The sequence below is a fragment of the Pelagivirga sediminicola genome, from assembly GCF_003072125.1.
Lineage (GTDB): Bacteria > Pseudomonadota > Alphaproteobacteria > Rhodobacterales > Rhodobacteraceae > Roseovarius > Roseovarius sediminicola.
This window is the reverse complement of record NZ_QCYH01000002.1, coordinates 455,590-468,785: the sequence shown is the minus strand read 5'-3', so window position 1 is coordinate 468,785 and position 13,196 is coordinate 455,590. Positions and strand designations below refer to the sequence as shown.

Sequence of the window (13,196 nt, the reverse complement as noted above, 5' to 3'; positions counted from 1 at the left end):
TGAAGGAGTATCATGCGCTACATGGCCACCTATGACATGATGGAAACGATGCGCAACGCCAACCAATGGCTCGGGGCCACTGCCCTGTCATTCGCATCGTATCCTATTTTCAGCATGACGCCAAATCCCGCTTTCCAATGGATGGCGGCGTGGGGCGAAGTCACCGAACGCACATTCTATCGCATGGTAGCCAAGCCCGACTGGGGCATCCGCACCTTCACCTGCGAGGATGGCAAGGATCACCTTGTCAGCATCGACATCGTCGTCGAAAAGCCGTTCGGCAATCTGATCCATTTCGCCGTGCCGGGCCGCAAACCGGTCAAGCGCAAGATCCTGCTGGTCGCGCCCATGTCGGGCCATTACGCCACGCTGCTGCGCTCGACCGTCAAGAGCCTGCTGGTCGATTGCGACGTCTACGTCACCGACTGGCACAATGCGCGCGACATTCCCGTCAGCGCGGGCAAGTTCGACGTTGAGGATTACACCCTCTATCTGGCGGAATTCATGCGCGAAATGGGCCCTGACACCCATGTGATCGCGATCTGCCAGCCGGTTCCGCTGGCCCTCGCCGCGACCGCCTATCTGGCCGAGGAAGATCCCGACGCGCAGCCGCGCTCGCTGACGCTGATCGGCGGGCCGGTCGATCCGGACGCGACCCCGACCGAAGTGACCGATTTCGGCCGCCGCGTGACGATGGGCCAGCTGGAGCAGACGATGGTCCAGCGCGTCGGGTTCAAATATCCCGGCGTCGGGCGGATGGTCTATCCCGGCCTCTTGCAGCTGGCCTCGTTCATCTCGATGAACAGCGAAAAGCACGCCAAGGCATTCTCCGATCAGATCGGCCATGTCGCGCGCGGCGAGGATGGCGATCATGACCATCACAACCGGTTCTATGACGAATATCTGGCCGTGATGGACATGCCCGCCGAATTTTACCTCTCGACGGTGCAGCGTGTCTTCAAGGAGCGCGAGATCGCGCGCAACAGCTTTACCATCAAGGGGCGCGCGGTGGATATCGGCAAGATCACCAGCGTCGCGGTCAAGACGGTGGAGGGCGGCAAGGATGACATCTCGGCCCCCGGACAATGCATTGCCGCGCTGGATCTGTGCACCGGCCTGCCCGATTCGAAAAAGGCCAGCCATGTGGAGCCAAACGCCGGCCATTACGGCATTTTCGCCGGCAGCAGCTGGCGCAACAATATCCGGCCGCTGGTGATGAATTTCATCGACCGCAACAGTGAGGCGCCGAAACCTGCCGCCAAACCCTCGGCCAAATCCGCGGCGGCCTGACCCGGCCCCGCCAAAGCGTTTCGCGGATGGCTTTGTTTCGCGAAACGCCTTACCGCAGGACCAGCGGCTGCTTCAGCCAAGCCAGCAGCGCGTCCGTCGTGGCATCGGGCTGTTCCAGACTGGGCAGATGGCCCGCACCGTCGATGACGCTGAGCTGCGCGTAGGGAATGAGATCAGAAAGAAAGCTGTTGCGCTTGACGGCCGCGGCGCCGTCGTGCGCGCCGCAAAGGACCAGCGCAGGCACCTTGCAGCGGCGCAGTTCGGCCTGATAGTCGCGCCGCCGCTGCATCGCGCGGATCTGCCGGATGATGATATCGGCGCCCAGATGATCGGCCATGTCGCGCACCAGCGCCATGATTTCGCCGCGCATCGGGCCCCGCGCCATCACGCTCTGGCCCAGCAGCCCGTCAACCACCCCGCCGATATTGCCCGCCCTGCCCTTGATGATGATCGGCTCCATGTCCGCGGCGGTCTGCGGCGTTTCGGCAAAGACATTAGCACCCATGAGCGCGATCCTTGCCACCCTGTCGGGCGCCCGGCGCAGCAATTCCATCGCCACCGTTGCACCAAGGCCCAGCCCCGCCAGCGCAAACTTGCGCGGAAGCACGTCCAGCAGGTTCGACGCCACCTCCTCGACCCGGTCGCCCCCCGTGACGGGCGCGACGGTGACCGCATGGGTCTTGCTGAATGCGGCCAGTTGCGGGCCGTAAAGGCGCGCGTCGCACATCACATCCGGCAACAGAACCAAGGCCTCGTTCATCGCGTGTCCTTCAGTCGGGGATGCCAGATCGCGCGCAGAGTGCCACAGGGCGCGCCCGCGTCAACCGCCACTTGGCACAGGCGGATACACGATGCCGCGAAACGGCGGAAAATCGGCATAGCGCGCACGTCGCTGGCCAAGCGTTTCCTGCGGCGCGGCGCCTGCGCGCAGCAGCAACCCGCGCGGCGCGATATAGCTGGAGATGGTGCGCCTTGGCGCGTCACTCCACGTGAGGTTCATCGCGCAAAGCTTTGGAAAAAAATATATTTCCGAATATTCCAGATGATCGTGCAGCCACCATGCCAGATCGCGCCAATCGCGCCCGCGCGTGTATTGATCGGCAAACCAAGGTATCACCAGCGAGGTGCAGGCGCTTTTCTGCGCAGGGCTCGCGTCCCAGATATGCTGGCCGAAGGGGGCGTCATTGCGCGCGCAGTTCAACCCGTTCTCGTTGCCGAACCGGTTCAGGTCCGGCGCGCGGTATCCCGAGCGGATCGCGATGCGCCCGAATGTCTCCTCCAGCGGATCGAGCAGCGTCTCGCACAGCGCCCTGCCATTGGCGATGGCGATATCGGGCCGCTCGGGGATGTTGGGGATGCCGTGCATGCTGCCGATTTCGGAATGCAGGAAATCGCGCATGTAGAAATGACGGCCAAGCCGCACGCGCCCCAACTCCTCCAGCCCCCGCATGCTGCGGGGCGGCCGCATCAGACCGCCGCCCGCGCGGTCACCTCGTCCAGCGCGGCCACGATCAGCGCAAGGCAATCGGGCGTGGAAAAGCTGTGATCGGCGCCATCGACCAGCGTCAGGCGCATATCCGGCCCGGTCGCGTGGTCCAGCAGCGACAGGGCAACCGATCGTTTCACATCCTTGTCGGCGGTTCCCTGAAGGAAGCGAGCCGGAAACGGCAAGCTCAGCGGACCGCGCAAAACAAGGGACTCGCGCCCATCCTCGATCAGGCGGCGCGTGATGGTATAGGGCGCGTCGTAATCGCTGGGCAGGAAAATGCGTCCTTCGCGCATCAGCTTGGCGCGCTCGATGTCATTGAGGCCCGCCCACATGCTGTCCTCGGTGAAATCGGGCGCGGCGGCGATGGTGACCAGCCCCGCGATCCGCTCGGGCATGGCGCGGGCCAGCAACAGCGCGATCCAGCCGCCCATGGACGAGCCGACAAGGATCTGCGGCCCCGTCGCCTCCGCCTCGATCACCGCGCGGGCGTCGGCGGTCCAGTCGCTGATGCAGCCCTGCTCGAACGCGCCCCCGGACGCGCCGTGGCCGGAATAGTCCAGCCGCAGGAAGGCGCGGCCCTGTCCGCGGGCCCATTTCTCCAGTTGGACTGCCTTGGTGCCCTGCATGTCGGACATGAAACCGCCAAGGAACACGATCCCCGGACCGGTCCCCTCGCTACGATGATACGCGATGCGCCGGCCCTCTGGCGTGTCCAGAAAGCTGGGCTGCGGGTCTGCTACTTGTGCCATTTGTGCGTCTAGCCGCTCACATAGGGCGTTTTCGTTGGGCGGAAGAACACCTTCTGATTGTGCAACCGACCCAGCAGATCGTCGATCTCGCGCACGGTGTGTCCGGCGATGGGCGCGTCCTCGTCGGGGCCGCCGGGCATGGACAGCCGCCGCTTGGCCTGTCGCAGCGCGTCCTCGATCAGGGCCATATCCTCGATGCCGAGTTCGATATTCGGGTTGTAATGCGTCATTGCACGCTCCTTTCCAGGGATGTTGCACGCAGTCTAGCGCCCCTCCGGGCCCTTCGCCAACGGGTTTCGCACAGCGCGCGCCCTGCCGCCCACTTGACAGCCCCGCGGGGCGGCGGCAAAAGGGCCACTCACCCGCAACCGGGCGCACGTGTAGGCGCCAAACCGACGAGGAGCGCCGATAATGGCCCAGATCTCCCTGACATTTCCCGATGGCAACGCCCGCGAATATGCGTCCGGCATCACCCCCGGCGAGGTCGCTGCCGATATCTCCAAGTCGTTGGGGAAAAAGGCGATTTCGGCCACCGTGGACGGGCGCCACTGGGATTTGCAATGGCCGGTCGAGCATGATGCATCCATCGCCATCCACACCATGCAGGACGAGCCGCAGGCGGACGAGCTGCTGCGGCATGATCTTGCCCATGTCATGGCCCGCGCCGTGCAGGAAATCTGGCCGGATGTGCGCGTGACCATCGGGCCGGTGATCGAAAACGGCTGGTACTATGATTTCGACCGCAAGGAGCCCTTCACGCCCGAGGATCTGGGCCTGATCGAAAAGAAGATGCGCGAGATCATCGCCGCGCGTGACCCGGTTCGCACCGAGGTCTGGGACCGCGCCCGCGCGATCCAGCACTACAAGGACGCGAACGAGCCCTTCAAGGTCGAGCTGATCGAGGCGATCCCCGGCGACGAGCCCTTGCGCATGTATTGGCACGGGGATTGGCAGGATCTGTGCCGCGGCCCGCATCTGCAGAACACCGGCCAGCTGCCCGCCGACGCCTTCAAGCTGATGAGCGTGGCCGGCGCCTACTGGCGCGGCGACAGCAATCGCGAGATGCTGCAGCGCATCTATGGCGTGGCGTTCTCCTCCAAGGAAAAGCTGAAGGCATATCTGCACATGCTGGAGGAGGCCGCCAAGCGCGACCACCGCAAGCTGGGCCGCGAGATGAACCTGTTTCACATGCAGGAAGAGGCGCCCGGTCAGGTGTTCTGGCACCCCAACGGCTGGACCATCTACACCACGCTTCAGGATTACATGCGCCGCAAACAGCGCGCCGGCGGCTATCAGGAGATCAACACGCCGCAGGTCGTCGACCGCAAGCTGTGGGAGGCGTCCGGCCACTGGGACAAATATCAGGACCACATGTTCATCGTCGAGGTCGAGGAGGAGCACGCCCGCGAAAAGGCGGTGAACGCTCTGAAACCCATGAACTGCCCCTGCCACGTTCAGGTGTTCAACCAGGGTCTGAAATCCTACCGCGATCTGCCCTTGCGGCTGGCCGAATTCGGATCGTGCTCGCGCTACGAGCCGTCGGGTGCGCTGCACGGGATCATGCGTGTGCGCGGCTTCACGCAGGATGACGCGCATATCTTCTGCACCGAGGATCAGATCGAAGAGGAATGCGCGCGTTTCATCAACTTCCTCGCCGATATCTACGCCGATCTTGGCTTTGAGCAGTTCGAGATCAAGTTTGCCACGCGGCCCGACGTGCGCGTCGGCAGCGACGAGTCGTGGGACCATGTCGAGGGCGCGCTGGAAGGCGCGATCAAGGCGACGGGCCGCGATTTCACGCTGGAGCCGGGCGATGGCGCATTCTATGGCCCCAAGCTGGATTTCTACCTGACCGACGCGATCGGGCGCACATGGCAATGCGGCACGTTCCAGGTGGACCCCAACCTGCCCGAACGCCTGGGCGCCACCTATATCGACGCCGCCGGAAGCAAGCAGCGCCCCTATATGCTGCACCGCGCCTGCCTTGGCAGTTTCGAGCGGTTCATCGGCATCCTGATCGAGGAACATGCCGGCAAGCTGCCCTTCTGGCTGGCGCCGCGCCAGGTGGTCGTCGCCTCCATCGTGTCCGAGGCCGATGATTACGTGCGGGAGGTTGCCGCCGCCCTTCAGGCCGCAGGCGTGCGCGCCGAGGCGGATGTGCGCAATGAAAAGATCAACTACAAGGTGCGCGAGCATTCCGTCGGCAAGGTCCCGGTGATCCTGGCCTGCGGCCATCGCGAGGTCGAGAATCGCACCGTATCGCTGCGCCGCCTGGGCGAGAAACAGTCCAGCGTTCTGCCGCTCGCCGATGTCGTGCCGCAACTGCGCGATGAGGCGACCGCGCCCGATCTGCTTGCGCCCGAGGCAAGCTAGAGCAGCGCGGCCTGCACATCCTTGCCCCAACCCAGATAAAAAGTGCCGCCCGCGTCAATCAGCGGGCGCTTCATCACTGCCGGATATTGCGCGATCAGTTCCAGCGGATCGCCGCCCCTGCTGTCTTCGGGAATCGTGCGCCACGTTGTCGAGCGCGTGTTGACCAGCGCCGCGCCAAACTGTTGATGGGCCGCGCGCAGGATCGGCTGCGGCACCGCCGCCTCGCGCACGTCGCGCAGCACGGCACCCGGCAAGGCCTTGGCAGCCTTGCGGCAGGTGTCGCAGGTCTTCAGCCCGTAAATGATCATCCGCCCCACTCCTTTTTGCGACAGGCGCTCCGCCGCCGCCCGTCTTCTCACCCTTCCTTAGCCGAATCCAGCCGAGACCGCGCACTTTTTCTTGATTTTTCAAGCTGCCATGCAAAGATCATAGCCGCAGAGGCGGCGTGGCGCGCGGCAGTCTCGATGCGGCGCCCTTCCGCGGATGCGTAATCCGGCACATGCCCGGACGTGCAGACTGAAAGGAGGAGCGGCATGCCGACAGGCACCGTTAAATGGTTCAACACCACCAAGGGATACGGGTTCATCGCACCCGACGGTGGCGGCAAGGATATCTTCGTGCATATCTCCGCCGTCGAACGGTCAGGACTGACCGGGCTGGCCGACGACCAGAAGGTCAGCTTTGACTTGCAGGAAGGACGCGACGGACGCGAAATGGCCGCAGATATCAAGGTTCTGTGACGGCGCGAAAACTCTGATCCACGACCGGAAAAAATAGGCGGCCCGCATCGGGGCCGCCTGGGATGTCATGCGCAGCGGGTTTTACTCGCTATCGCCCATGTCATCTTCGTGCGCCTTGTCGTGGTCCATATCGTGGTCCATATCCATGTCCATTTCCGCGCCCGGCTGACGCTCCAGATCGACGGGCACGTCGACGGTCATGTCGCCCGCCTTCTCGAAGGTCAATGTGATCGGCACCGTATCGCCCTGCGCCAGCGGTGCGGTCAGGCCCATGAACATCACGTGCTTGCCGCCGCGCTCAAGGCTGAGCGCGCTCTCTGCGGGCAGATCGAAGCCGTCCTCGACATGGACCATCTTCATGACGCCGCCCTCCCCCTCGATATGGGTGTGCAGCTGCACCAGATCGGCCGCTGGCGATGCGACGCCGACTAGGCGATCCGCCTCGCCATGGTTGAGAATCTGCATGAAGGCGGCGCCGGTCTTGGACGTCGGCGAGGCGCTGCGCGCGTAGGGATCGGCGATCTCGATATCTGCGGCGAAGGCCGGCAGGGCAAAGGCGATTGCCGCGGTCGCGGCGAGGGTACGGAATGTGAAAGACATCGGTCTCTCCTTTATGTGAACTGGTCGAAGTTGATTGTCTGGGGCTCCCCGGTGCAGGGCGGCGACCTGGCCGAGGGGCGGATCGCAGGCCGGACCGGGCAGGCGCCCTCGCGGTGCCAGGCGCGCATCCGCGCCATGCGCGGCACGCGCTCTGTCAACAGCGACTGCGGCAGGATCCCCGCCAATGCGGCCATCAGGCAGTCGGGGCAGACATGCGGTGCATCCACGGGCGCGCCGTCTTCGCCGGTCAACACGCGGACCGGACCGGTGCCGGTGCACAGGATCATCGCACCCGTCGGACCGGGCGCCGCGCGCAGCTGCGCCATCGCCTGCCCGGTAAGCAGCAGAATCAGCGTCAGCGAGGCGGCTGTGATGGTGCGAACAGGGCGGCTCATGCCCCGGAATATGCCGCGTGGCGGCGACAGAAGGAAGAGCGCAAAACGAAAGCGGCCCCGCCTTGTCTGGCGGGGCCGTAACAATAAGGGTGCGGCATCTGCGCGCAGATCAGGCGTTCGCGGCTGCCTGCGCCTTGGCGATCTCTTTCTTGACCTTCAGCGCGGCGGGCGACAGCTCGACATCCTTCGCCTTGGCAAGATAGGCATCCAGACCGCCGCGATGGTCGACACTGCGCAGCGCGTGCGAACTGATGCGCAGCTTGATGCCGCGGCTCAGCGTCTCGGACTGAAGCGTCACGTCGTTCAGGTTCGGCAGATACCGGCGCTTGGTCTTGTTGTTGGCGTGGCTGGAGTTATTGCCAACCATCGGGCCTTTTCCGGTCAATTCGCAGCGGCGCGACATGGTGTCATCCTCGTCTTATAGGTGAAGGCCAGTCGGCCCATGTTTCATTCGGTCCAAAAACCGAAGGACGCCGCCAAAGCCGCGCCCGAAATTACGTTGCCGGTGGATAGGCGGAATCGCCCCGCCCGTCAAGAGGCGCCCCCACCTTTTGCCGCCCGCCCGCCAAAAGAGATCAAATGCCCGCGCCCGCCTTCTTCTTGCGGCAAATATCCTGGGGAGGAGCCGCATCGCGGCGGAGGGGCAACGCCCCTCAGGCCCCCGCGCCCGGCGCCCCGATCCTGTCCAGAAGGGCGGCGGCGGCGATCGCGGGCGTCGTCTTGCCTTCGGCCACCGCATCGCCAAGCTCGCGCAGGGCGGCGCGGGCGGGGCCGGTCTCAAGCTGCGCCAGAAGCGCCTGGCGTACCTCCTGCTGAAACCAATAGCGCGCCTGCGCCGCGCGCCGCGCACTCCAGTGGCCATTCTCGCGGCGCCAATCGGTCAGCGCCTGCATTTCGGCCCAGGCGGCGTCCAGCCCGCTATCCTCCAGCGCCGAGACCATCATCGCCTTGGGAAACCCCTTGGGATCCTGCGGGCGCTTGCGCAGAAGGCGCAGCGCGCCGGAATAGTCGGCGCAGGTGCGGCTGGCCGCCGCTTTCAGATCGCCGTCCGCCTTGTTGATCAGGATGATGTCGGCGATCTCCATGATCCCGCGCTTGACGCCCTGCAACTCGTCGCCGCCCGCAGGCGCCAGCAGCAGCACGAAGAGGTCCGACATCTCGGCCACCACCGTTTCGGACTGGCCGACGCCCACCGTCTCGATCAGCACCACGTCGAATCCCGCCGCCTCGCACAGGGCCACCGCCTCGCGGGTGCGGCGGCCCACGCCGCCCAGATGCGTCTGGCTGGGCGAGGGACGGATGAAGGCGCCCGGATCGCGGCTGAGCTGGTCCATGCGCGTCTTGTCCCCCAGGATCGAGCCGCCGGAGCGGGCCGAGCTGGGATCGACCGCCAGGACAGCAACGCGCAGCCCCTGCCCCGTCAGCATCCCGCCGAAGCCTTCGATGAAGGTGGATTTGCCAACGCCGGGCGTGCCCGACAGGCCGATGCGCAGCGCCTCGCGCGGGGTGCCGTTGGCGCCCTTGAGCGCCTCGATCAGCTCGGCGGCGGCGGTGCGGTGATCGGGGCGCGTGCTCTCGACCAAAGTGATGGCCCGCGACAGCGCCCGCCGATCCCCTTTGACAATCCCGCGTTCAAGCTGTGCAATGTCGATGCTCATGGCTGCCCTTGTCCTCGCCTTCGGTCCGCGTCTCTATCTGCCGTGGCGCGTGGGGATTTGTCCAGCCCGGGCGCCGAAAGCAGCAAACATGAGGCCCGCCGATATGCGTCTGTTCCATCCCCTCACGCTCGCGGTGCCGCTCGCGCTCTCGCTCGCCCTCAGCACTGCGCAGGCGCAGGATTCGCGATCGGCCTATGACGTGCGGCTGCTGGGCGTGCCGGTGGGGCAGATGCAACTGGCCGCGCGCGAAGGCGGCGGCGGATATGGCGTCAGCGCGGCCTTTGCCACCACGGGGCTGGCCAATATCGCCCGCGCCAGTTTCCGGCTGGCCGCGACGGGCCGCATGACCGATCGCGGGCTGGCCCCGGCCACCTATGACGAACAGATCGACACCGGCAGCCGCCGCTCGACCGTGCAGCTGAGCTATGCAGACGGCGCGCCGCGCATCACCGGCGGCACGGTGGCGGCCAAGGTGGCCAATGATCCCGAAGCGCTGGATCCCGCCGCCCAGAAAGGCAGCGTCGATCCGCTCACCGCGCTTTACGGCGTGCTGCGCGACCGCCCGGCAGAGGGCATCTGCCGCTACAGCGTCATCATTTTCGACGGCGCGCGGCGTGCCTCATTGGCGATGTCGGCGCGGCAGGCCGATGGCGGGCGCGTCACGTGCAGCGGCGCCTATACCCGCCTTGCCGGGTTTTCCGCCTCGGAAATGGCGCGCCAGACCGTCTATCCCTTCAGCGTCACCTATATTCCGGCGGGCAAGGTCATGCAGGCGCAGGCGCTGACGGTGCGTTCGGGCTATGGTGCGGCCGAGTTGACGCGCCGCTAGATGCCGACCGATCTGCCGATCACCGACGTCCTGCCCGCGCTGACGGACGCGCTGCGCGGCAAGGGCCGGGCTGTCCTGCAGGCGCCGCCGGGGGCGGGCAAGACCACGGTCGTGCCGCTGGCGCTGCTGGAGGCGGGGCTCGTTCAGGGCCGCATCATCGTGCTGGAGCCGCGCCGCCTGGCCGCGCGCGCCGCCGCCGAGCGCATGGCGCAAACGCTGGGCGAGGAGGTGGGCGCGCGCGTCGGCTACCGCGTGCGCGGCGAGGCCAAGATATCCGGCGCCACGCGGATCGAGGTGATGACGACCGGCATCCTGACCCGGCGCATCCAGTCCGATCCCGAATTGCAGGGCATCGGCGCAGTCATCTTCGACGAGTTTCACGAGCGCAGCCTCGATGGCGATCTGGGCCTTGCGCTCTGCCTTGAGATCGCGGGCGCGCTGCGGCCCGATCTGCGGCTTCTGGTGATGTCCGCCACGCTGGACGCGGCGCCGGTGGCGGCGCTGATGGGAAATGCGCCGCTGATCACGTCCGAGGGGCGCGCCTTCGCGGTCCAGACCCGCTGGCTGGAGCGCCCGGTGCCCAAGGCGCAAAGGTTCGAGGCCGCGCTGGCCGATCTGACCTGCGAAGCGCTGGCGCAGACGACGGGCGGCGTGCTGGTGTTCCTGCCCGGCGAGGGCGAGATCCGGCGACTGGAAGGGCTGCTGGCGCCGCGCGTGCCTGCGGGATGCATCATCCGTCCGCTTTTTGGCGCGATGGATTTCGCCGCCCAGCGCGCGGCCATCGCGCCCGAAGCGTCGGGGCGAAAGATCGTGCTGGCCACCTCGATCGCCGAGACATCGCTGACCATTCAGGACATCCGCGTGGTCGTGGACGGGGGCCGCGCGCGGCGCGCGCGCTTCGATCCCGGCTCGGGCATGGCGCGGCTGGTGACCGAGCCGGTCAGCCGCGCCGAGGCGACGCAGCGCCGCGGCCGCGCGGGGCGGGTTGCGCCGGGCACGTGCTTTCGCCTCTGGACCCGCGGCGAGGAAGGCGCGCTGCCCGCCTTCCCCCCGGCCGAGATCGAGGCGGCGGACCTGGCCCCTCTCGCGCTGGAACTGGCGCTCTGGGGCGCGGCGCCTGAACAGATGCCGCTGCTGACGCAGCCCAATCCGGGCAGCTATGCCGAGGCACAGGCGCTGCTGGCGATGCTGGGCGCGCTGGACGGCGCCGGGCATATCACCGATCACGGCCGCGCGCTGGCGGCCCTGCCGCTGCATCCGCGCCTTGCGCATATGCTGGCGCTGGCGGGCCCGGCGGCGGCGCCGCTGGCCGCGCTGCTGTCCGAGCGCGATCCGCTGCCGCGCAGCGCGCCCGCCGATCTGGCGCTGCGGCTGAGGGCGATCCGGCAGCCCAAGGGCGATCACCCCTACCCGCCCGGCCGCGCCGTGCTGGCGCGCATCACGCAAGAGGCCCGCCGCCTGCGGGCCGCCGCGAAAGCCACCGATGCGCCGCCGCTGAGCGATGCGGAAATGGCAGCGCTTGCCTATCCCGACAGGATCGGCCTGCGCAGGCCGGGCGATGCGCCGCGTTACCTGCTGTCGGGCGGCAAGGGCGCGCTGATGGAGGCAGGCGATACGCTGGCCGGGCAGCGCCTGATCGTGGTGACGGACACGGACGGCAACCCGCGCGAGGCGCGCATCCGGCAGGCCATCGCGCTCAGCGATGCCAGCCTGCGCGCGCTTCATGCAGCTCACATCGTCTGGCACGACGTCTGCCTCTGGTCGCGGCGCGAGGGCCGCGTTCTGGCGCGCCAGCAGGAACGGTTTGGCGCACTGGTGCTGGAGGATCGCCAGTGGAAAGACGCCCCACCCGAGGCGGTGGCGCGCGCGATGCTGGACGGCGTGCGCGAGATCGGGCTGATCTGGACGGATGCCGCCCGCCGCTTTGCCGCGCGCGTCCTGCTGGGGCGCGCGGCGGGAATGGACCTGCCGGACATGACGGACGAGGCGCTGCTGGAGCGGCTGGAGGAGTGGCTGCTGCCCTATCTGGACGGCGTGAAATCCGCGCAGGACTGGCGCCGCTTCGACATGCTGGAGGCGCTGCGCGCGCAGCTTGACTGGCCCGCCATGCAGGCGCTGGACAAGCTCGCTCCGGCGCGGTTCACCACCCCCCTTGGCCGCGAGATCCCCATCGATTACGGCGCCGATCCGCCGGAAATCCAGCTGCGCCTGCAGGAGATGTTCGGCCAGACGGCGCACCCCATGGTCGGGCAGACGGCGCTGCGCGTGACGCTTTTGTCGCCGGCCGGTCGTCCGGTTCAGACCACGCAGGATATCCCGAACTTCTGGGACAGCTCGTATGCGGATGTGCGGCGCGAAATGCGCGGGCGCTATCCGCGCCACCCCTGGCCCGAAGACCCGCGGCAGGCCGACCCCACCTTGCGCGCCAAACCGCGCAAATAGCAGCAGGCAAAGGGTCCGCCGCCCTTCGCATCAGTTGCAAAATTGCCCCGGATGGATTAGCTTGCCGTCTCGCATATAAAAAATAACCACAAAGCGATGAGGCAACCCGACATGACAAACGGTTTGAGAAAGGCATGGACCGAGCTGGTCCAGCCGCTGCTGCGCCGCCCGCCCGAACACCAGGTCGCCGCACTTTGCTGGCGCGAGGCCGAGGACGCCGATCCCGGCGATATCGAGGTGCTGCTGATCACCAGCCGCGACACCGGCCGCTGGATCGTGCCCAAGGGCTGGCCCATCGACGGGCTGACCGGCGCCGAGGCCGCCGCGCGCGAGGCGTGGGAAGAGGCCGGCGTGACCGGCTCCGTGCAGGCAGGCACGCCCATCGGCAGCTATGACTACGGCAAGACGCAGGACCAGGGCTATGATCTGGCCGTCCAGGTCCAGGTGTTCAAGCTGCACGCGCAGGACCTGTCCGACGACTTTCCCGAATGCAGCGAACGGCGCCGCAGCTGGGTCAGCCCGGCAAAGGCGGCGACGATGGTGCGCGAGCGGGGTCTGCAGAACATTCTTCGCGCGCTCTGAGCGGATGTTTCGGGCGGCGGCACGCCATTAATACGTTGAACCATGCGGC

15 protein-coding genes are annotated in these 13,196 nt (G+C 66.8%); 6 read left to right on the top strand and 9 right to left on the bottom strand.

The genetic code is table 11. The features are described from left to right. Nucleotides 1–12: 12 nt before the first annotated feature. Entirely contained in the window at nt 13–1,290 is a 1,278-nt protein-coding gene (gene phaZ, locus DC366_RS05975; RefSeq protein WP_108691259.1) for a polyhydroxyalkanoate depolymerase, read from the top strand. 49 nt (nt 1,291–1,339) lie between these two features. On the opposite strand, the gene DC366_RS05970 is transcribed toward phaZ, so the two are convergent. The 4 genes from DC366_RS05970 to DC366_RS05955 are packed head-to-tail and all read right to left on the bottom strand — an operon-like array spanning nt 1,340 to nt 3,758. After that, nucleotides 1,340–2,050 carry an alpha/beta fold hydrolase gene (locus DC366_RS05970; RefSeq protein WP_108691258.1) on the bottom strand — a complete coding sequence of 237 codons (711 nt, stop codon included), beginning with the start codon at nt 2,048–2,050 and terminating at the stop codon, nt 1,340–1,342. A 60-nt stretch (nt 2,051–2,110) separates the two neighbouring features. Then, entirely contained in the window at nt 2,111–2,758 is a 648-nt protein-coding gene (locus DC366_RS05965; RefSeq protein ID WP_243405049.1) for a hypothetical protein, read from the bottom strand. After that, nucleotides 2,758–3,528, bottom strand: coding sequence for an alpha/beta hydrolase (locus DC366_RS05960; protein ID WP_108691256.1), 771 nt, complete (start codon nt 3,526–3,528; stop codon nt 2,758–2,760). The genes DC366_RS05965 and DC366_RS05960 overlap by 1 nt, the downstream gene beginning before the upstream one ends. An 8-nt stretch (nt 3,529–3,536) precedes the next feature. Beyond that, on the bottom strand, nt 3,537–3,758 hold the full coding sequence (locus DC366_RS05955) for a hypothetical protein (RefSeq protein WP_108691255.1): 222 nt from the start codon (nt 3,756–3,758) through the stop codon (nt 3,537–3,539). 181 nt (nt 3,759–3,939) lie between these two features. Here DC366_RS05955 and thrS point away from each other — a divergent pair, with 181 nt between their 5' ends. Then, the gene (gene thrS, locus DC366_RS05950) at nt 3,940–5,901 is read left to right on the top strand and encodes a threonine--tRNA ligase (protein ID WP_108691254.1); all 1,962 of its coding nucleotides are present in this window, start codon (nt 3,940–3,942) and stop codon (nt 5,899–5,901) included. Here the strand turns inward: thrS and DC366_RS05945 are convergent. Further along, nucleotides 5,898–6,209, bottom strand: coding sequence for an arsenate reductase family protein (locus DC366_RS05945; protein ID WP_108691253.1), 312 nt, complete (start codon nt 6,207–6,209; stop codon nt 5,898–5,900). The genes thrS and DC366_RS05945 overlap by 4 nt on opposite strands. Before the next feature lie 225 nt (nt 6,210–6,434). Here DC366_RS05945 and DC366_RS05940 point away from each other — a divergent pair, with 225 nt between their 5' ends. Then, entirely contained in the window at nt 6,435–6,641 is a 207-nt protein-coding gene (locus DC366_RS05940) for a cold-shock protein (protein WP_108691252.1), read from the top strand. An 81-nt stretch (nt 6,642–6,722) separates the two neighbouring features. Here DC366_RS05940 and DC366_RS05935 read toward each other — a convergent pair whose 3' ends face one another. From DC366_RS05935 to meaB, 4 genes are all read right to left on the bottom strand, one after another. Next, the gene (locus DC366_RS05935) at nt 6,723–7,241 is read right to left on the bottom strand and encodes a copper chaperone PCu(A)C (RefSeq protein ID WP_108691251.1); all 519 of its coding nucleotides are present in this window, start codon (nt 7,239–7,241) and stop codon (nt 6,723–6,725) included. Between the two features lie 11 nt (nt 7,242–7,252). Next, entirely contained in the window at nt 7,253–7,636 is a 384-nt protein-coding gene (locus tag DC366_RS05930; protein WP_108691250.1) for a hypothetical protein, read from the bottom strand. A gap of 109 nt (nt 7,637–7,745) precedes the next feature. Beyond that, nucleotides 7,746–8,039, bottom strand: a complete 294-nt coding sequence (gene rpmB, locus DC366_RS05925; protein ID WP_108691249.1) for a 50S ribosomal protein L28 — start codon at nt 8,037–8,039, stop codon at nt 7,746–7,748. Between the two features lie 250 nt (nt 8,040–8,289). After that, nucleotides 8,290–9,288 (bottom strand): methylmalonyl Co-A mutase-associated GTPase MeaB, encoded by a 999-nt coding sequence (gene meaB, locus DC366_RS05920; protein ID WP_108691381.1) that lies wholly within the window; start codon nt 9,286–9,288, stop codon nt 8,290–8,292. Between the two features lie 94 nt (nt 9,289–9,382). Between meaB and DC366_RS05915 the strand changes: the two genes are divergently transcribed. The 3 genes from DC366_RS05915 (at nt 9,383) to DC366_RS05905 (ending at nt 13,147) form a co-directional block, all read left to right on the top strand. Beyond that, a complete protein-coding gene (locus DC366_RS05915; RefSeq protein WP_165802853.1) occupies nt 9,383–10,123 on the top strand; it encodes a DUF3108 domain-containing protein in 741 nt (246 codons plus the stop codon). Then, nucleotides 10,124–12,565 (top strand): ATP-dependent helicase HrpB, encoded by a 2,442-nt coding sequence (gene hrpB, locus DC366_RS05910; RefSeq protein ID WP_108691248.1) that lies wholly within the window; start codon nt 10,124–10,126, stop codon nt 12,563–12,565. It abuts the gene before it with no gap. A gap of 111 nt (nt 12,566–12,676) precedes the next feature. Continuing rightward, complete coding sequence (locus tag DC366_RS05905) at nt 12,677–13,147, top strand: NUDIX hydrolase (protein ID WP_108691379.1); 471 nt, start codon at nt 12,677–12,679, stop codon at nt 13,145–13,147. The last annotated feature ends 49 nt before the right edge of the window (nt 13,148–13,196 follow it).